Annotated in this window: 21 protein-coding genes and 1 riboswitch; of the genes, 19 read left to right on the top strand and 2 right to left on the bottom strand. The window is 42.8% G+C overall.

All coding sequences use genetic code 11. The features are described 5' to 3' along the window. Nucleotides 1-4: 4 nt before the first annotated feature. Nucleotides 5-1,789: an acyl-CoA dehydrogenase family protein gene (locus ACSVDE_RS13235; RefSeq protein ID WP_439301342.1), complete on the top strand. Its 1,785-nt coding sequence runs from the start codon at nt 5-7 to the stop codon at nt 1,787-1,789. Between the two features lie 202 nt (nt 1,790-1,991). Here ACSVDE_RS13235 and ACSVDE_RS13230 read toward each other — a convergent pair whose 3' ends face one another. Beyond that, entirely contained in the window at nt 1,992-2,645 is a 654-nt protein-coding gene (locus ACSVDE_RS13230) for a LysE family translocator (protein ID WP_439301341.1), read from the bottom strand. A 210-nt stretch (nt 2,646-2,855) separates the two neighbouring features. Between ACSVDE_RS13230 and ACSVDE_RS13225 the strand changes: the two genes are divergently transcribed. From ACSVDE_RS13225 to ACSVDE_RS13185, 9 genes are all read left to right on the top strand, one after another. Then, nucleotides 2,856-3,212: an arsenate reductase family protein gene (locus tag ACSVDE_RS13225; protein WP_439301340.1), complete on the top strand. Its 357-nt coding sequence runs from the start codon at nt 2,856-2,858 to the stop codon at nt 3,210-3,212. Between the two features lie 101 nt (nt 3,213-3,313). Next, nucleotides 3,314-3,697, top strand: coding sequence for a glycine cleavage system protein GcvH (gene gcvH, locus ACSVDE_RS13220; RefSeq protein ID WP_439301339.1), 384 nt, complete (start codon nt 3,314-3,316; stop codon nt 3,695-3,697). A 91-nt stretch (nt 3,698-3,788) separates the two neighbouring features. Continuing rightward, a complete protein-coding gene (locus tag ACSVDE_RS13215; RefSeq protein WP_439301338.1) occupies nt 3,789-4,040 on the top strand; it encodes a DUF2553 family protein in 252 nt (83 codons plus the stop codon). Between the two features lie 247 nt (nt 4,041-4,287). Next, the gene (locus ACSVDE_RS13210; protein WP_439301337.1) at nt 4,288-4,650 is read left to right on the top strand and encodes a toprim domain-containing protein; all 363 of its coding nucleotides are present in this window, start codon (nt 4,288-4,290) and stop codon (nt 4,648-4,650) included. Next, nucleotides 4,647-5,735 (top strand): PQQ-dependent sugar dehydrogenase, encoded by a 1,089-nt coding sequence (locus ACSVDE_RS13205; protein WP_439301336.1) that lies wholly within the window; start codon nt 4,647-4,649, stop codon nt 5,733-5,735. Before ACSVDE_RS13210 ends, ACSVDE_RS13205 begins: the two co-directional genes overlap by 4 nt. Nucleotides 5,736-5,762: 27 nt before the next feature. Next, on the top strand, nt 5,763-6,113 hold the full coding sequence (locus ACSVDE_RS13200; protein ID WP_439301335.1) for a thioredoxin family protein: 351 nt from the start codon (nt 5,763-5,765) through the stop codon (nt 6,111-6,113). 361 nt (nt 6,114-6,474) lie between these two features. Further along, entirely contained in the window at nt 6,475-7,242 is a 768-nt protein-coding gene (gene sigI / locus ACSVDE_RS13195) for an RNA polymerase sigma-I factor (RefSeq protein ID WP_439301334.1), read from the top strand. A 28-nt stretch (nt 7,243-7,270) separates the two neighbouring features. Further along, entirely contained in the window at nt 7,271-8,602 is a 1,332-nt protein-coding gene (locus ACSVDE_RS13190; RefSeq protein ID WP_439301333.1) for an anti-sigma factor domain-containing protein, read from the top strand. Between the two features lie 252 nt (nt 8,603-8,854). Further along, entirely contained in the window at nt 8,855-9,208 is a 354-nt protein-coding gene (locus tag ACSVDE_RS13185; protein WP_439301332.1) for a hypothetical protein, read from the top strand. Here the strand turns inward: ACSVDE_RS13185 and ACSVDE_RS13180 are convergent. Then, nucleotides 9,176-9,601, bottom strand: a complete 426-nt coding sequence (locus ACSVDE_RS13180; RefSeq protein WP_439301331.1) for a TlpA disulfide reductase family protein — start codon at nt 9,599-9,601, stop codon at nt 9,176-9,178. The two genes, ACSVDE_RS13185 and ACSVDE_RS13180, sit on opposite strands and share 33 nt — an antisense overlap. A 180-nt stretch (nt 9,602-9,781) precedes the next feature. After that, nucleotides 9,782-9,894, top strand: a riboswitch (SAM riboswitch). 155 nt (nt 9,895-10,049) lie between these two features. Between ACSVDE_RS13180 and ACSVDE_RS13175 the strand changes: the two genes are divergently transcribed. The 9 genes from ACSVDE_RS13175 (at nt 10,050) to sufU (ending at nt 17,936) form a co-directional block, all read left to right on the top strand. Beyond that, the gene (locus ACSVDE_RS13175) at nt 10,050-11,090 is read left to right on the top strand and encodes a methionine ABC transporter ATP-binding protein (RefSeq protein WP_439301330.1); all 1,041 of its coding nucleotides are present in this window, start codon (nt 10,050-10,052) and stop codon (nt 11,088-11,090) included. After that, nucleotides 11,068-11,736, top strand: a complete 669-nt coding sequence (locus ACSVDE_RS13170) for a methionine ABC transporter permease (RefSeq protein WP_439301329.1) — start codon at nt 11,068-11,070, stop codon at nt 11,734-11,736. Before ACSVDE_RS13175 ends, ACSVDE_RS13170 begins: the two co-directional genes overlap by 23 nt. Nucleotides 11,737-11,752: 16 nt before the next feature. After that, nucleotides 11,753-12,568, top strand: a complete 816-nt coding sequence (locus ACSVDE_RS13165) for a MetQ/NlpA family ABC transporter substrate-binding protein (RefSeq protein ID WP_439301328.1) — start codon at nt 11,753-11,755, stop codon at nt 12,566-12,568. A gap of 158 nt (nt 12,569-12,726) precedes the next feature. Beyond that, complete coding sequence (locus tag ACSVDE_RS13160) at nt 12,727-13,107, top strand: carboxymuconolactone decarboxylase family protein (protein WP_439301327.1); 381 nt, start codon at nt 12,727-12,729, stop codon at nt 13,105-13,107. Between the two features lie 238 nt (nt 13,108-13,345). Beyond that, on the top strand, nt 13,346-13,489 hold the full coding sequence (locus ACSVDE_RS13155; RefSeq protein WP_439301326.1) for a hypothetical protein: 144 nt from the start codon (nt 13,346-13,348) through the stop codon (nt 13,487-13,489). Nucleotides 13,490-14,167: 678 nt separating this feature from the next. Beyond that, nucleotides 14,168-14,950 carry a Fe-S cluster assembly ATPase SufC gene (gene sufC / locus ACSVDE_RS13150; RefSeq protein ID WP_439301325.1) on the top strand — a complete coding sequence of 261 codons (783 nt, stop codon included), beginning with the start codon at nt 14,168-14,170 and terminating at the stop codon, nt 14,948-14,950. 19 nt (nt 14,951-14,969) lie between these two features. Then, nucleotides 14,970-16,280 carry a Fe-S cluster assembly protein SufD gene (sufD, locus tag ACSVDE_RS13145; RefSeq protein WP_439301324.1) on the top strand — a complete coding sequence of 437 codons (1,311 nt, stop codon included), beginning with the start codon at nt 14,970-14,972 and terminating at the stop codon, nt 16,278-16,280. After that, entirely contained in the window at nt 16,277-17,497 is a 1,221-nt protein-coding gene (locus ACSVDE_RS13140; RefSeq protein ID WP_439301323.1) for a cysteine desulfurase, read from the top strand. Before sufD ends, ACSVDE_RS13140 begins: the two co-directional genes overlap by 4 nt. Then, the gene (gene sufU, locus ACSVDE_RS13135; protein ID WP_226547077.1) at nt 17,487-17,936 is read left to right on the top strand and encodes a Fe-S cluster assembly sulfur transfer protein SufU; all 450 of its coding nucleotides are present in this window, start codon (nt 17,487-17,489) and stop codon (nt 17,934-17,936) included. The genes ACSVDE_RS13140 and sufU overlap by 11 nt, the downstream gene beginning before the upstream one ends. Nucleotides 17,937-17,959: the final 23 nt, after the last annotated feature.

Below are 17,959 nucleotides of genomic sequence, written 5' to 3'. Positions count from 1 at the left end.
ACCTATGTCGAGCAGTGTTGAAAAAGCAGCAAAAGGCGGAAGTTTTCTAGTGGAGGAAGTGGAGGCGCAAAACGTCTACACGCCTGAAGATTTTACCGATGAACAAATCATGATGGGGAAAACGACAGAGGATTTTGTCGTAAAGGAAGTCGTCCCTCAGCTTGAGAAGATTGAGAATCACGAGTTTGATATTTCACGTAACTTGTTGACGAAAGCGGGAGAGTTAGGACTACTAGGTGCGGATGTTCCTGAAGAGTATGGTGGATTGGCACTTGATAAGATTAGTTCTTCTCTGATTACAGAGAAATTCTCGAGAGCTCGCTCGTTCTCACTCAGTTACGGAGCACATGTCGGGATTGGATCTTTACCGATTGTATTGTTCGGAAATGAAGAGCAGAAGCAAAAGTATTTGCCGGATCTTTCAAGTGGTAAGCGTATTGCAGCGTATGCACTGACTGAGCCAGGTTCAGGATCTGATGCACTAGGTGCAAAAACCGTTGCCAAGTTGAACGACGCTGGAACCCATTACATCTTGAACGGTGAAAAGCAGTGGATCACGAACTCTGCGTTCGCAGATGTATTCGTCGTATACGCGAAGATCGATGGCGACAAGTTCTCCGCTTTCATCGTCGAGCGTGAGTTCGAAGGCGTATCCACAGGTCCAGAAGAAAAGAAAATGGGAATCAAAGGTTCATCTACTCGTACGTTGATTTTAGAAGATGCGTACGTACCGAAAGAAAACTTGTTAGGTGATGCAGGACGCGGACACGTCATCGCATTCAACATTTTGAACATCGGACGTTACAAGCTTGCCGTTGGCTGTGTAGGGGCAGCAAAACGTGCACTTGAAGTCTCAATTAAATATGCGAATGAGCGCCAACAGTTCAAGCAACCGATCTCTCGTTTCACATTGATTCAAGAGAAATTAGCGACAATGGCTGCGAAATCTTATGCGGCAGAAAGCTCTGTCTATCGTACAGTCGGCATGTACGAGGATCGACTGGGTGTCCTGTCAGCAGAAGAGCAGAAGGACGGCTCATTGTTAGCGAAGGGGATTGCGGAGTACGCGATTGAATGTTCATTGAACAAGGTCTTCGCTTCCGAAGTGTTGGACTATGTGGTTGATGAAGCAGTTCAGATCCACGGTGGATATGGCTTCATGTCCGAGTATGAAGTCGAGAATATGTACCGTGACTCCCGTATCAACCGAATCTTCGAGGGTACGAATGAAATCAACCGTCTATTGGTACCAGGTACGTTGTTAAGAAAAGCGATGAAAGGTGAATTGCCACTTCTTCAAAAAGCGACAGAGCTTCAGAACGAGTTGATGATGCTCATGCCTGAAGAGTTGGATAACGAGCCGCTCGCACAAGAAAAACAGTTCATCAAGAACGCGAAGAAGATTTTCTTGATGATTGCTGGACTGGGTGTACAGAAATACGGAGAAAAGCTGGAGCATGAACAAGAAGTGCTTTCGAACGTAGCTGACATCGTAAGTGAAGCGTATGCAATCGAGTCGGTCGTATTGCGTACGGAAAAAGCGATTCAAAAAGTCGGTGCTGAAAAAGCGAAGCAAAAGATCTTGTTAACGGAAGTCTATTGTCAGGAAGCATTTGAGCGTATTGAAGCGCATGCGAAAGAATCCATCGTTGCCATTGAAGATGGAGATCAGCTACGTATGATGCTTTCCGCATTGAAGAAGTTGACGCGTTACACGCCAGTTAATGTTGTGAAAAAGAAGCGTGAAATTGCTGAAGTGTTGTTGGAAGAAGAAAGATACGTCGTTTAACAACTATTAATGAAAACTCTCTCTTTTCCTATTTGAAAAACAAACTCTCTCGAAAAAGGTCCTCCCCGAATGGAGGACCTTTTTTCAATGGGCGATGAGTAGTAAGAAGGAATTAAATTCCCCAAGTTGATGTGAAAGTTCCCCAAGTGGAGACGAAAGTTCCATAAGTCGAGGCTAAAATTCCACAAGTTGTAGCAAATGTTCACACCCAACCTAGTTCCGAAACCAACTCTGTTACCCCGATCCAGCCGAACTTGATGCCAAATCCGATCAAAACAAAGCTGGCAACGATGTTTACTCCTTTCATGATCCGAGTATTCATTAACAACCGTCCAAAATGAACCGTGAACGCCAGGTTTAAATTCCACAAGCCAATACCGATGAAAACGAGACTGCTCACTAGAAACGCATGGAGGTGATTGCTTTCTTGAAGGACCCCGCTTAACACTGATCCATAAATTCCAAGCCAGAAAAGCAAGTTCATCGGGTTCGATGCTGCAATCGTCATACCGGACAAATAGGAACGAGCATTTACTTGCCCATTCCGCTGCTCAGGATTCTCCCCATTTTCCATCCAAGCGGTCATTCTCAAATTGTTCAAGCCGGATTGGATCAAAATGAAACAACCGAGCAAGGTCAATGCAATTTTGACCCAAACGAAGGTCATGATATGTGAGAGCCCGAAGAACATCAGGGCCATTAGGATAAGATCAGAGGAAATGCCGCCAGCACCAACCAGTAATGCAGCCCAAAATCCATATAATAATCCTCTTTTGATGATTTCAATATTGATCGGACCGATTGGAGCTGCAATGGAAAGCCCTAGAATGATGTAGCTGGATATCGTAGCAAGCATGAGCACTCTCCTTTAAGTAGCTTGTCTCTATTGTCTCTACTAATAAATGTAGAAAAAAGCTTCAATAGAACCGTCAATATGGAATACGAAATGATGATATAGGATAAAATGAACCAGCCTGAGCTTGAATGCGTATTCTCAGGAGGTTTATGATAGAATGGAACTGAGCTCTTTTAGAAAATACAGAATATAGTGTAAGGAGTGTCGAACTTGTCATTAACGGTCTATGAGTACCCTAATTGTTCAACTTGTAAGAAAGCGAAAAAGTGGTTGGATGATCAAGGGGTTTCTTATGAAAACGTACATATCGTCGAAAACCCTCCTTCTAAAGAAGAACTTGCTTCTCTACACGAAAAGAGTGGTTTAGAGCTGAAGAAGTTCTTCAATACGAGCGGGAAAAAATATCGTGAGCTCGACATGAAGGAACGAATGAAAACTGCATCACAAGATGAGTTGTTGGAATTGCTTGCCTCAGAAGGCATGTTGATCAAGCGACCAATCGTTACAGATGGAGAAAACGTTACCGTCGGGTTTAAAGAGGACACATTCGACCAAACATGGAAGTAGAACAGATTGCGAATGTGGACTGTTTTATAATAGTATTACTGTAGAAGGACTTTATGAAATGGACCTTTTAAGAAGCTGATGAAACTAATGGAGGGATAAGAATGGAATTTCCAAAGGAACTGCGTTATTCAGAAGAACACGAATGGGTAAAAGTTGAAGGAAACAAAGCACATATCGGGATTACGGCATTCGCTCAAGATGAGCTTGGCGACATCGTTTTCGTTGAGCTTCCAGAAGTGGGCGACGAAATTGAAGTGGACGAGCCTTTCGGGAGTGTAGAATCCGTTAAGACGGTATCTGAATTGTATGCACCACTTAGCGGTAAAGTCGTTGAGATCAACGAAGACCTTGAAGATAGTCCTGAATTCGTAAACGAATCTCCATATGAAAAAGCTTGGATGATCGTGGTTGAAATGTCTGATGAGTCAGAACTTGAGAAACTGATGGATTCAGAAGGATATCAGAAGATGGTCAGCGAAGAATAATATACAGCGATCTTACAGAACATAAGAAAGATTCATGTACATCACAGCTGGGTAATATAACGATATTATGCTAGTGGAAGGGTGTGACAGTATGGACCAGAACATTCGTCGAACAGATGTCACGAATAAGGTCTACGGTAAAATGGATCAAGGTTCTATGTCTCTGTACTTGAACAAAGATATAATAGGAAAAATCCGATTTACCAATCAGGGGAATTTGTATGAGATGGGAGAAGGGTTTGAATTTGAAGGGGACAAGATCTTCCGTCAAGATTCAAATTCAGCTCCTAAAGCTCAAGGTCAGCAACAACTAGTTGACGATTGCGAATTCGGTTGGTGTTAAAGCAGCGATCCAAGCGATCGTTGCTTTTTCTTTTATGATGAGAGTTGATTTTTGCTGCAAATCACTCCCTTTCCGCGGGCGAACCGCGAGCCTCCTCGCTCACTTGCCATAGTTGTGGTGTATATTTTTGAGTTCGCTGTGGGGTCTCGCTTGGTCCGCTGTTCCCGCAGGAGTGTCGTGATTTTTGCTTAAAATCAATAGATCGAAGCGGTTAGAGATTTTAAATAAATGACATGGTGGGTTCGATATGGATGAGATAGAGACGAAAGTATTAATCGTTGAGGGGAAAACGGACCGAGAAAAGGTCAAGAAACTGATCAGTGAACCTGTCGAAATCATCTGTACACATGGAACGATCAGTTTTACAAAGCTGGAAGAATTGATTGATTTGATCGAGCATCGGGAGATCTACATCCTTGTAGATGAAGATGATGCAGGACATAAGTTGAGGAAAACGTTGAAAAGAGAATTGCCGAACGCAACGCATCTTCATACGCAGAGTGTTTATAAAGAAGTCGCTGAAACGCCTTTAATGTATCTGGCAAAAATTTTAATGAATGCCAATTTCCGAATTGATCAGCGTTATTTATTCAACGGAGGTGCAACATGAGGATTCTCTTGAGTGCCATTCTTATGATTGTGTTAGTTGGATGTTCGGATCAAGAGCAGATGCCTTCTGAAGGGAAGCAGAACGCATCTGAAGATACAACTCAACAAGTGAACGGTGGAGAACGTGAAGACGCTGAAATAATAGCCACGAAGCTCAAAGTCCCATGGCAGATCAATGTCATTGATGACACGGTCTACTATTTGTCTGGGCGAACTGGTGAAATCATGAGTGTTAAGGACGATTCTGTTCAACTACAATCCGTAAATCTGAACAAGCCTGTAGTGGCTAGAACAGAAGGTGGTCTGCTCGGAATTGTCGTACTCGGTAATCAGTCTGAGCCACAAGAAGCGATCCTCTATCATACATACGAAGAGGATGGCCGTCTCCAGAATCGAGTCGTCAAAGTAAAAAAACAGAAAAGTGAGTGGCAAGAGAGCGATGTTCTGATTGAGGGCATTCCTGGAGGACGTATCCATAACGGGGGACGGCTTGCAATCGGTCCGGATGATAAGCTCTATATTACTACTGGTGATGCTGGGGACGAAGATCAAGCTCAGGACTTGAACACTTTAGGTGGAAAAATCCTCAGACTTAACCTTGATGGGTCCATCCCTTCTGATAACCCTTTTGAGGACTCTCCGATTTATTCATATGGACACCGTAATCCGCAAGGGCTTGGGTGGACTTCGGAAGGGAAGATGTACAGTTCAGAGCATGGGCAAAGCGCACATGATGAAATCAATGAGATCGTGCCTGGCGGTAATTATGGTTGGCCGATTATCCAAGGAGATGAAGAGCAGGAAGGATTGATCCGACCAGTGTTCCATTCAGGTGAGACCACCTGGGCACCTTCAGGTATGGCTATTTCCGGAGATAAGGTTTATGTAGCCTTACTCGCTGGCAAACAAATCAGGGTATTTGACCTGGCGAAGGGTACCCATGAAAAGTGGAAAGATGGATTTGGCCGGATGCGTGATGTTAAGATTGTAGATGGAACCCTATATGCTGTCACTAATAATACAGATGGTAGGGGAAATCCGAGTGAAAACGACGATCAATTAATTAAGTTTTCTTTAGATGAATAAGGTACTCAGGAGGCAGGGCAACCATCTATGATACGTGAAGCAACCTATGAACAAATTATGCACAAACGATTCAAACGCTCTTCTACGATCCTATATTTCTATACCCCATTGTGCGGGACGTGTAAATTGGCAAGACAGATGTTAGAGGTTGTCCTGGCTACGCTGGATGATCCAAACCGTCAAGAACAGGAGGTTTTGGCTTGCAACTTGAACCAAATGCCTTCTGTCGCAAAGGATTGGGAGATCACAAGTGTCCCTTGTTTGACCTTTTTGCATGATGGTAAAATCGTAGAAAAGCTATATTCCTTTCAATCTGTCGACAATATCTATCATAAAATCCTAAATTTCAACCAGAATACTCAAAAAAGTAGTGGATAAATCTTCCTGATTTATGTCAAAAAACAACCTTTCTCAACAAAAATAATGAGAATAAGGTTGTTTTTTTATTGTATAAAAGTAAGCGTTTTCCTATTGGTATTATAGAGTTTTTTAGCAAATACAGGGACTATTGTTACAAAATTCACCCTAATCAGTCTTAATAAAAGCATGTTACAATTGTTAAAGGGCTTGTAACATTGTTATCAAATTGTATCCTCCAAACGGCGAAAATAATGATATAAATGAATTATGGATTCATTAATCCTAAATACAAAATTTCGTTTTATATCATATAAATTCGTTTAGGAAATCCTCAATCAAAAAAGTTAAATAACTTGTCCGTAGCGAGGTGGATACAAAAATGACATCAATGAATATGAACTTACTAATGAAACCGAACTTCAATAAAGCAGTAAAGAAAAATGTTACCATAGAAGATAAAGTAAAAAGAATTGCCCGAGGAGACGAAGAACTCCGCAACGAGTTACTAGAGGATTATCAACCCTTCATTAAAAAAGTAACTTCTAAAGTATGCAATCAATATATCGATCAATCGAGAGATGAATATAGTATCGGATTGACAGCGTTCAATGAAGCGATCAATCAATATCAAGAAGGACAGGGAAGCCGTTTCCTTACTTTTGCAGATATGGTCATCCGTCGACGTGTCATTGACTTCATCCGAAAAGAAGCTCGTCAGAATCGATATGTTTTCCTCGAACCAGAGGAAACAGATGAAGAAGGACGTCTAGAAGACAGTTACGCAGAACAACAAGCTGCGATTCATCATTATGATCAACAGCTACAGGTCGAAAACCGCGTTTATGAGATCGAAGAATACCAGGAATTGTTGAAAGATTATAGCATTACCTTCAAAGTGTTAAGTAAAAATTGTCCAAAGCATATCGATGCTCGTGAAAACGCCAAAAAGATTGCTCAGCTCTTGGCTGAAGATGAGAAGTTAGCGTCTTATCTAGTTGAGAAAAAACAACTGCCAATAAAAGATTTATTAAATATGGTCTCTTGCAGTCGTAAAACGATCGAACGGAATCGAAAATATATAATAGCAATAGCATTGATTTACATTGGAGGGTATACATCGCTTAGATCCTACATTGAGCCCTCTTGATCAATCAATTGAAGGGAGGGACCAATGAGTGAAACGCGGCCTTATCATGAAAGTTTCAAAGCGCAAAGCTGTAATCATGACGAAAGATGGCAGTTTTGAACAGGTTCGGCTGAAAAAAGGCGACCAACCAGAAGTAGGTCAGGAATACATCTGTCCTACGGATGGTGCAGGTATTGCCTTTCGCCCGAACCGTGTACTATTACCTTCATTCTCACTTGCGTTAGTTGCCCTTATTGTATTCGTTTTAGTAGCAGGTGGGATGCCTTTTGGCCATCAGAAGGCTTCTGCTGCAGCTTATGTCAGCTTTGACATCAACCCAAGTATCGAAGTCGCGGTTGATAAAGAAATGAATATCATCAAAGTCCGTGCGTTGAATGAAGACGCTAAAAGTCTATTAGAGGGCTCTGATGGGTACGTAGATTCGTCATTGTTGTATTTTTCCGAGTCTTTATTTGAGATGCTCGAAGAATATGGCTATTTCGACACATATGACGATCTCCTGATCACCTCTTCATTTGAAAAAGGTGATGTATCTTCTGAATTACGTAAACGTCTAGATGATGCAATCAAGCAAATTCGGTCTGATAAGAGCATTGAGAACACGAGTATCGTCGTATCCGTTATGGAAACGTCTTCAGATACACGTAATAAAGCGAATGAACTTGGTTTATCCATGGGGAAATTCCTCGTGTATCAAGATGCGATGGAACAAGATGAATCACTTGAAGTGAATCATGTACGCACACTATCTTTTTCTGAACTGAGAAAGCTAGTTGCTGCTGGAAATGAGGAAGAAGCTACAGATTCAACAGAAGACGCGGCTTTACCAAAAGCTCCAGAAGCTCCAGCACTCGATCATCCAGTAGAACAAACCGGTCTTAAAGATGACAACGGTGCTAAACCGATCAACACGAATCAAACGAAAGAGAATAAAGAAACGATTCAACAGAAAGTGAATAAATCTGTTGAATCGGCGGCGCCTAAAGAAACGCCTAAAGAAGTAAAACAGCCTAAAACTACCGCACCTGCAGCTGTACAAAAACCGAAGTCTGATGACAACGAAGACGAAGATGAGGAACAACGAGAAGAGTCTCCAAAGGATGCAGAACGGGATGACGAAGGCGAAGAAAACGATCGTGAAGACGGTGAACGCGAAGAGGAAGACGAGGATGGTGACAACAATGTCAGTCGCAAAGATTCTAAGCCATCCAACTCTTCAAACTCTTCGGAGGATAAAGATGAAGAGGGTTTGAAGCTGAAGATCAACATTAAAATCGGTGAACGGCTCGAGAAACCTGCGGAACATTTGAAGCAGTTGGACTTATTGAAAATCCAATTCATCCACAACAAAGCGAGTTAATCGAAATCATGGCTCTACGTCATGAAATTTTGTAATGCTTAATTACATAAAGCGTTCCCTTAGGGGGACGCTTTTTTGGATGCACGAAAGATTTGGTGCCCTTATGGAGGGCTAATGTGTGCACGAAACCAGATATCAAACCCTTATGAAAGAAAAAATATCTCGAATTATGCTTGAGAAAGTGTCGAACGTTTCTTAGAGGACATACGATACCCCCATCGAAAAGTTATTGTAGAAAGCGAGGGGGAAATCATGGGGATTGATCTGGTTATTGAGGCGTTCAAGGTGAGGTTTGAAAAACAAAATTATTTATCGCCATTTTTCCGTTTGCAGGATTTCGTCGTCGCGCTCTCGTCTACTGAAGAGCGTATTTCCGTCCATATACGAAAACGTTCCTGTAAGGTCATCACCCAAACGGATCAACCGCAAAGTGTCGTTGAAATAACGGGATCTACTGAAGCGCTAAAATCACTTATTGAGGGTAGAGTGAAGCTATCTGAGTTGATCAGCCGAAAAGAAATTCATATGGATGCATCTTATAGAACGGTTCTAAAACTGGAATCCATCTTCTACTTATCGGGGCAACAAACGAGTGATGCCGTATAAAATATCTTGGAACTTATCCTTATCGGAATAAACATCCTGGATGCGATGTTCTGCATCAAGCAAGACCGTCGTCGGTACAGAAGTGCAGTTGAATAGATCATAAACCTTGGTGCCATCATCTTCTAGAACGGGTACAGTCAATTGATTCTTTTCTATGAAAGCATCACGTTGTTCTATTGCGCCTTCTCTTCCGGTAACATTCACTGTTAAAACGATGAGTTCATCATTGTTCATGGACTTATAAAATTGTTCCAGAAGGGGGACTTCCCGCATGCAATCTGGACACCAGGAAACCCAGAATTGCAATATCACGGGTTTACCCGAATAGTGGGACAAAGATATAACTTCATTCGATTGAAGATCTCTCAGGCTGAAAGCTGCTTTTTCAGTCATTTTTTATGCCTCCTACGACCAAATGTACTTTTAGCATAACCGAAAACGTCTAATATGAAAGTAACATATGTGTTTGAAAACATGCAGTAAAAAATGATTGACACCTAAAAATATCACATGCTACAATGCATTCATGCTTAAATAAACTAAAGTGATAAAGTTTTTAACGAATTAAATAAAATCTTATCAAGAGCGGCGGAGGGACTGGCCCGATGAAGCCCGGCAACCATCAAACCATTATGGGTTTGAAAGGTGCCAAATCCTGCAGAGTGAGAGACTCTGGAAGATGAGATGGAGAGATCCTATAAACCTTTCTGCTCATTTTCGAGTGGAAAGGTTTTTTTGCATTTAACCGAGCCTTAGACAGATGGCTTGGATTTGCCGTGGGTCCTTTACATTTACAGAGACGAATATGCGGATGATAAGGGTTAGGAAGGAGATGAACGACTTGATCACTTTAAAAGATATTAAAAAAGTCTTCTATACAAAGGACGGCACCCTGAATGCAGTGGACCGAGTAAATCTTACGATTGAAAAAGGAGAGATCTTCGGGGTCATCGGATATAGTGGTGCCGGTAAGAGTACGTTGATTCGGATGTTGAACATGTTGGAGCGCCCGACTGAGGGCTCAGTCGACATCAACGGCCAAGCACTCACCAGCTTGAACAGCAAACAACTCCGTGTTGCACGACAAAACATCGGGATGATCTTTCAACACTTCAACTTACTATGGAGCCGTACGGTGAGAGAGAACATCTCATTCCCACTGGAGATTTCAGGCATCGGTAAAGAAGAACGTGAAAAACGGGTGGAGGAGTTGATTGAACTTGTCGGGCTGAAAGGGCGCGGAGATTCGTATCCGTCCCAGTTGAGTGGAGGTCAGAAACAACGTGTCGGAATTGCAAGGGCACTGGCCAATAATCCGGATGTCTTATTGTGTGACGAAGCGACATCCGCTCTTGATCCGAAAACGACAGATTCCATTTTGAACCTGCTCGTCGATATCAACGAGAAACTCGGTTTGACGATTGTGCTGATTACACACGAAATGCACGTCATCCGGAAGATTTGTAATCGGGTCGCGGTAATGGAAGAAGGACGAGTCGTGGAACAAGGACCGGTCCTGGAAGTATTCCGTTCACCTGAACAAACGATTACGAGAGACTTTGTCAAGCAAGTCACAGAGCCAGAAGAAACCGATGAAACGATCCAACATCTCATTGAAAAAGGTGAGAATCACAAGGTTGTGAAACTGACGTTCGTCGGCGGTACTGCTGAGCGACCACTCATCAGCGATCTGATCCGTCAATTCCAAATCAACGCAAACATTTTACAAGGAAAGATTTCACAAACGAGAGACGGTGCTTATGGCACACTGTTCATCCAACTCGAAGGTGAACCTGGTGAATTGGAAAAGGCGATCAGCTATATCAGACAGCAAGAAGTAGAAGTTGAGGTGATTACACATGCTGACAAACCTGTTTCCTAATGTCGATTGGGAGGATATGTGGGAAGCTACGCTTGAGACCTTATACATGACGGTCATTTCTGTCAGCGCCACATTCGTACTGGGGATCATTTTAGGGTTGCTCCTCTTCCTGACAGAAAGAGGAGGCTTATGGCAGAACAAGCCGATACAAACGGTCGTTGCTGCAGTCGTGAACATATTCCGGTCTATTCCATTCATCATATTGATCATTTTGCTGGTGCCTTTCACAACCTGGTTGGTCGGGTCTATGCTTGGAGCTGAAGCGGCGCTTCCAGCGTTAATCATAGGGGCAGCACCTTTTTACGCAAGAATGGTTGAAATTGCACTGCGAGAAATCGATAAGGGTGTGATTGAAGCGGCAAAATCGATGGGAGCGACCGACTGGCAGATCATTTATAAAGTTCTGCTGCCGGAATCCTTACCTGCCTTGATTTCAGGTATAACGGTTACCGCAATCGCATTGATTTCTTATACCGCGATGGCAGGCGTCGTCGGTGCAGGTGGACTTGGAACACTGGCCTTCTTGGATGGGTTCCAACGAAATCAGAACGACGTGACGTTGATTGCGACGATTATCATCTTGGTGATTGTATTCCTCATCCAATGGATGGGCGATATTTTGACACAAAATACAGACAAACGATAATTTGGAGGGAAGCAACATGAAAAAGTTTTTATCCATTATTAGTTTTGCATTGGTCATTACGGTATTAGCAGCTTGCGGTGGAGCGAGTGGCAGCGGCGGAGAAGAGTTGGTCGTCGGTGCGTCCAACGTTCCTCATGCTGAAATTTTAGAAGAAGCAAAACCACTACTTGAAGAAAAGGGCATTGATCTTGAAATTGAGACGTTCCAGGATTATGTGATTCCGAACAAAAGCCTTGATAACAAAGAATTGGATGCGAACTACTTCCAACACATACCTTATTTGAAATCACAAATGAAAGAACATGGCTATGAATTTGAAAATGCAGGCGGGATACACATTGAGCCAATCGGTGTTTATTCGAAAAAACACGAGAGCCTGGAAGACCTTCCGAAGGGTGCTACGATTATCATGAGTAATTCCGTTGCCGATCATGGTCGTATTCTATCGATGCTGGAAAGCAAAGGCTTGCTTACATTGAAAGAAGGCGTTGAAAAGTCAGAAGCCACTGTTAAAGATATTGCCGATAATCCGAAAGAACTGAATTTTAAAGCAGATGTTGAAGCTGGGCTTCTTCCTAAGATTTTCAACAACGGTGAAGGAGATGCAGTCGTCATCAATACGAACTATGCCATTGATGCTGGCTTGAGTCCGAAAGATGACGCAATTGCGCTTGAAGGATCCGACTCTCCTTACGTGAACATCATCGCGGTAAACAAAGGCGATGAAGACAACAAGAACATCAAAGCGCTTGTTGAAGTGCTTCGTTCGAAAGAAATCCAAGACTTCATCAACAAAGAATACGGTGGAGCAGTCGTTCCGGTCAGTGAATAACCTGCCCACAAGAGTGTCGATACGTCGGCACTCTTTTTTTATTACACGCTTTGCCAAGTTTACTTTACGTGAAAAATTCATTCCTTTCGGGGGATACAATTCTCAGGAAGATTCATACTAACTATGAGAAATATTTGAGTATGTAAGGAGTGAATGCTATGAACCAGAAGGAAACTCATCAGCAACCTGGAACACCGACTGAAGCGGCATTGATGGATTACAAACATGGACTTGGCGTATTTACGGAAAAAATGCCCGACATCGCACGTAAGTACAATGCTTTTACAGAGTCTTGTTTCAAAGCCGGGAAATTGACGAAGAAAGAAAAGCAACTGATTGCCTTAGGAATCAGTATCTATTCTCAGGATGAATATTGCATCATCTACCATACAAAAGGATGCCTCGACCAAGGATGTACTGAGGAAGAAATCCTTGAATCAGTCGGCGTTTGTGCTGCCTTTGGTGGAGGGGCAGCAATGAGTCAGTCTGTTACGCTTGTCCAAGAAGCGATTGCAGATCTGAGCCAGATGAAACATTAATCAGAATTATGAGAAAACGGGATGTATTCGGGGGAAATGTATCAATGATTCCCGTAAAACTTCACCAATGGTTGTGAAGAAGGCACAGTGCGAATAATCCATTCATATGGAATTTGGGGTTTAATCAAATTACTGGTAGGGTAATATCTGTAGTGAAAATATTATTGAATAAACCCGAAAGGATTGATTCATTATCCATCAGATTGACACGAACCATACCGGTGAAATGGAGAAAGCCATGCACCAAAATCACGGAATAGGTTATGCGCAATATGCACGCAGCCTAGAGAAGCGTATGGAAATCGAACGTAAACGTGAGCAGGAGTATAAGCGAAGTCAACAAATGCTTAGCGAATTTACGGGGAAAGTCAATAAGTCATAAGCTACAAGAAAAATCAAGCTACAGCAAAGATCGTCACAAGAAATGAGCTCATATATTTTTGGACCTTATCGCACACTAGATAAGGTCCTTTTATATTTACTGAAGGCTCTTTCGGAGCGCGAAAACGAGAAAACTCGGATATCGCACCCTGCAAGAGGCTCTTGCGCCCCCCGAAAACGAGAAAACTCAAGTTTTGCACCCCGCAAGACCGGAAATCTTGAATCCTTATCAGGTTTATGAAAGCTTGTTAATGCCGAAAATAGATCAGGGGCACACTTTACATACCCTTACACAGCAGAAACATACGAGGGGTGTTACTTTCAATAAGCAACAGTCATTCTCAATTAGATTCTAAAAACAAGGCATTTTTTAATACTTCTGTTGAGAATAATTTTAATTTGTTTTAAAATTAGAATGATGATAAAGTAAACTTGGTGAAGACGAACCGACAGGTGAAGTTTGAACCTTAGTTGCACTTATGCTGGAGGCGAAAAGTAAACTTGGTGAAGACGAACCGACAGGTGAAGTCAAAGCAACCATTATACTTACTTGAAGAAAGTCAGTCAGCTTTCTTCATACAAAAATAAAAAATCAGGAATATTTCATTTTTCCATTGTTTTTCGTTACAATGTTAGATGGAGTAAAAATGATTGAAATACGAAATTGGAGGGTTAAGTCATGACTGCACCAAACATTAAGATCGAAAATCTACATGTTTCCATTGAAGGAAAAGAAATCATTAAAGGTCTTGACCTTGAAATAAACGGTGGAGAGATCCATGCGGTAATGGGACCAAACGGAACAGGTAAATCTACACTTGCTTCTGCATTGATGGGTCACCCGAAATACGAAATCACAGACGGAAAAGTGACGTTCGATGGTGAGGATCTACTTGAAATGGAAGTAGACGAGCGCGCGAAAGCTGGACTTTTCCTTGCGATGCAATATCCAAGTGAAATCAGCGGTGTTACGAACGCAGACTTCCTACGTTCTTCTATCAACGCACGCCGTGAAGAAGGAAACGAAATCTCCCTAATGAAGTTCATCCGTAAAATGGACAGCAAAATGGAGCTTCTTGACATGGATGAGTCCTTCTCTCAACGTTACCTGAACGAAGGTTTCTCTGGCGGTGAGAAGAAGCGTAATGAAATTCTTCAATTGCTCATGCTTGAGCCAAAAATCGCAATCCTTGACGAAATCGACTCTGGTCTAGATATCGACGCATTGAAAGTTGTATCCAAAGGTGTCAACGACATGCGCAGCCCAGACTTCGGTTGCTTGATCATCACGCACTATCAACGTCTATTGAACTACATTACACCTGACAAAGTACATGTAATCATGCAAGGACGTATTGTGAAATCCGGTGGACCTGAACTTGCACAACGCCTAGAAGAAGAAGGTTATGACTGGATTAAAGATGAACTTGGAATTGAAGACGAAACTGTAGAACAAGCATAGGCTTTGAAGGAGGATTTATATGTCAGTGGAAACGAAGATTGCGTTCGATCAATCATATGTAAGTGACTTTTCGAAACAAAGAAATGAACCAGAATGGCTAACGGAACTTCGTCTTCGTGGATTGGAACTGGCTGAAAGCCTACCGATGCCGAAGCCGGAAAAAACGAAGATCGACAACTGGAATTTCACTCAATTTCAACATGTTGTAGACGCACCACAAGTTGATAAAGTCGATGAACTTCCTGAATATATACTGAACTTGATCGGGAAAGAGGATCGTACGGATAACTTCATCGTACAACGTAACTCGACTCCTGCTTTCCAACAGTTCTCACAAGACTTGAAAGACAAGGGTGTTATTTTTACAGATATCGCAACTGCTGTCCAAGAGCATGGCGACCTTGTAAAAAAATACTTCATGAATCAAGCTGTGAAAGTCGATGAGCACCGTTTGACAGCGCTACACGCTGCACTATTGAACGGCGGTGTTTTCGTATACGTACCGAAGAACGTTGAAGTTGATGTACCACTTCAATCTGTTTTCGTTCAAGAAGATGGAGAAGCATCTCTGTTCAACCACGTACTGGTTGTAGCAGAAGATAACAGTTCCGTTACGTATGTTGAAAACTACCTTTCTCATAGCGATGATCAAGCTTCCGTAGCAAACATTGTTGCAGAAGTATATGCTGGTCCGAATGCACGTGTACAATTCGGAGCGGTTGATAACTTCGCAAAAGGCATTACAACCTACGTAAACCGTCGTGGACATGTCGAGCGTGACGGAAAGATTGAATGGGCGCTCGGTCAGATGAACGACGGAAACACAGTTTCAGATAACACAACGAATCTTGTTGGCGACGGATCCTATGCAGATACGAAAACCGTTTCTGTCGGACGTGGCGAGCAAAAGCAAAACTTCGTCATCCGAGTGAACCAATGGGGTAAAGAATCAGACGCTCAACTTCTTGCACACGCAGTTATGAAGGATAGCGCAAGCTCCATTTTCAACGGAATTGCAAAAATCGAACACGGTGCTACGAAAGCGAACAGTGAACAGACAGAACGCGTTCTTATGCTGAGCGACAAAGCACGTGGTGACGCGAACCCGATCCTCTTGATTGATGAGGACGATGTTACAGCAGGACACGCAGCTTCTGTCGGACGCATGGATCCGATCCAAATGTTCTACTTGATGAGTAGAGGGATCTCCAAGCAAGAAGCGGAACGTCTTGTCATTCACGGATTCCTTGCACCAGTCGTTAAACAACTACCGATCGAGGGCGTTAAGAAGATGTTAGTGGAAGTCATTGAAGGGAAAGTAACGAAATGATTGCGAACGACATTCGCAAACAATTCCCGATACTTGACCAAGAAGTAAATGGGAAACCACTTGTCTATCTGGACAGTGCCGCAACATCTCAAAAGCCGAAATCGGTGATTGAAACCCTCGACCACTATTATAAAAACGACAACTCTAACGTTCACCGCGGTGTGCATACGTTAGGGACACGTGCCACGGACAGTTATGAAGGTGCACGTGAAAAAGTCCGTCGATTCATCAACGCTTCCTCAATGGAAGAAATCATTTTCGTAAGAGGAACGACGACAGGACTGAATACGATTGCCGGAAGTTACGGTCGTGCAAACGTCGGTGAAGGTGACGAAATCGTCATCACACCGATGGAGCACCACAGTAACATCATTCCATGGCAACAGCTTGCGAAACAAACAGGCGCAACGCTTAAATACATTCCTCTTCAAGAGGATGGAACAATCGATTTGAACGATGTTGAAAATACAATTACAGAACATACTAAAATTGTATCGATCATGCACGTATCGAATGTTCTAGGAACGATCAACCCGATCAAAGAAATTACAGAAATAGCTCACCGAAAAGGTGCAGTCATGGTCGTGGATGGTGCACAAGCAGCACCTCACATGCCTGTTGACGTTCGTGATTTTGATTGCGACTTCTATGTTTTCTCTGCTCATAAAATGTGCGGGCCAACCGGCATCGGTGCACTTTATGGTAAGAAAAAGCTTCTTGAGAAAATGGAGCCCGTTGAATTCGGCGGTGAAATGATTGACTTTGTAGGTCTGTATGAATCTACTTGGAAGGACCTGCCTTGGAAGTTTGAAGGCGGTACACCGATCATCGCAGGCGCAATCGGAATGGGCGCAGCGATTGACTTCTTGGAACAGGTTGGACGTTCTGAAATCGAGAAGATTGAACATGAACTCGTCACTTATGCGATGGACCGTATGTCCTCTATTGAAGGCTTGAAAATTTACGGACCGAAAAATCGAGCAGGGCTTGTTACATTCAATATCGATGATGTTCATCCACACGATGTTGCAACCGTTCTGGATGCAGAAGGGATTGCCGTTCGTGCCGGACATCACTGTGCACAACCATTGATGAAATGGCTGGATGTTACAGCAACTGCTAGAGCAAGCTTTTACCTCTATAATACGAAAGAAGATGTAGATGCTCTGATCGATGGACTAAAGACAACAAAGGAGTATTTTGGTCATGTCTTCTAATTTAGATCAGCTATACCGTCAGGTCATCATGGACCACTATAAAAATCCTCGTAACCGCGGGGAGTTGGAAGATGATGGCGCGCTGACGTTCAATTTGAACAACCCGACATGTGGAGACCGGATTCAAGTATCCATGCAAGTGGAAGATGGGAAAATCAAGGATGCGAAGTTTGAAGGGGAAGGCTGTTCCATCAGCCTCGCTTCTGCTTCCATGATGACAGAAACCATCAAAGGACTTCCGGTTGACGAAGCACTAGAAATATCAAAAATCTTCTCTGAGATGATGCTTGGAAACGATTACGATGAAGGCGATCTTGATCTTGGTGATTTGGAAGCTCTTCAAGGCGTATCGAAGTTCCCTGCACGTATCAAATGTGCAACTCTCGCCTGGAAAGCACTGGAGAAGAGTGTTGAACAGAAAGAGAACGAAGAGGAATAAAGCCAGCCCGGTTGTCTTTTGTA

This window comes from Pseudalkalibacillus sp. Hm43, assembly GCF_051842935.1.
Lineage (GTDB): Bacteria > Bacillota > Bacilli > Bacillales > Fictibacillaceae > Pseudalkalibacillus.
Note: the sequence above shows the minus strand (reverse complement) of the source record. Positions and strands in the feature narration are given on the sequence as shown.

Excerpts from the sequence above, each read along its gene's own strand:
- ACSVDE_RS13235 (WP_439301342.1), top strand. The coding sequence starts at position 5 with ATGTCGAGCAGTGTTGAAAAAGCAGCAAAAGGCGGAAGTTTTCTAGTG.
- ACSVDE_RS13230 (WP_439301341.1), bottom strand. The coding sequence starts at position 2,645 with ATGCTTGCTACGATATCCAGCTACATCATTCTAGGGCTTTCCATTGCA.
- gcvH (WP_439301339.1), top strand. The coding sequence starts at position 3,314 with ATGGAATTTCCAAAGGAACTGCGTTATTCAGAAGAACACGAATGGGTA.
- ACSVDE_RS13215 (WP_439301338.1), top strand. The coding sequence starts at position 3,789 with ATGGACCAGAACATTCGTCGAACAGATGTCACGAATAAGGTCTACGGT.
- ACSVDE_RS13210 (WP_439301337.1), top strand. The coding sequence starts at position 4,288 with ATGGATGAGATAGAGACGAAAGTATTAATCGTTGAGGGGAAAACGGAC.
- ACSVDE_RS13205 (WP_439301336.1), top strand. The coding sequence starts at position 4,647 with ATGAGGATTCTCTTGAGTGCCATTCTTATGATTGTGTTAGTTGGATGT.
- ACSVDE_RS13200 (WP_439301335.1), top strand. The coding sequence starts at position 5,763 with ATGATACGTGAAGCAACCTATGAACAAATTATGCACAAACGATTCAAA.
- sigI (WP_439301334.1), top strand. The coding sequence starts at position 6,475 with ATGACATCAATGAATATGAACTTACTAATGAAACCGAACTTCAATAAA.
- ACSVDE_RS13185 (WP_439301332.1), top strand. The coding sequence starts at position 8,855 with ATGGGGATTGATCTGGTTATTGAGGCGTTCAAGGTGAGGTTTGAAAAA.
- ACSVDE_RS13180 (WP_439301331.1), bottom strand. The coding sequence starts at position 9,601 with ATGACTGAAAAAGCAGCTTTCAGCCTGAGAGATCTTCAATCGAATGAA.
- ACSVDE_RS13170 (WP_439301329.1), top strand. The coding sequence starts at position 11,068 with ATGCTGACAAACCTGTTTCCTAATGTCGATTGGGAGGATATGTGGGAA.
- ACSVDE_RS13165 (WP_439301328.1), top strand. The coding sequence starts at position 11,753 with ATGAAAAAGTTTTTATCCATTATTAGTTTTGCATTGGTCATTACGGTA.
- ACSVDE_RS13160 (WP_439301327.1), top strand. The coding sequence starts at position 12,727 with ATGAACCAGAAGGAAACTCATCAGCAACCTGGAACACCGACTGAAGCG.
- ACSVDE_RS13155 (WP_439301326.1), top strand. The coding sequence starts at position 13,346 with ATGCACCAAAATCACGGAATAGGTTATGCGCAATATGCACGCAGCCTA.
- sufC (WP_439301325.1), top strand. The coding sequence starts at position 14,168 with ATGACTGCACCAAACATTAAGATCGAAAATCTACATGTTTCCATTGAA.
- sufD (WP_439301324.1), top strand. The coding sequence starts at position 14,970 with ATGTCAGTGGAAACGAAGATTGCGTTCGATCAATCATATGTAAGTGAC.
- ACSVDE_RS13140 (WP_439301323.1), top strand. The coding sequence starts at position 16,277 with ATGATTGCGAACGACATTCGCAAACAATTCCCGATACTTGACCAAGAA.
- sufU (WP_226547077.1), top strand. The coding sequence starts at position 17,487 with ATGTCTTCTAATTTAGATCAGCTATACCGTCAGGTCATCATGGACCAC.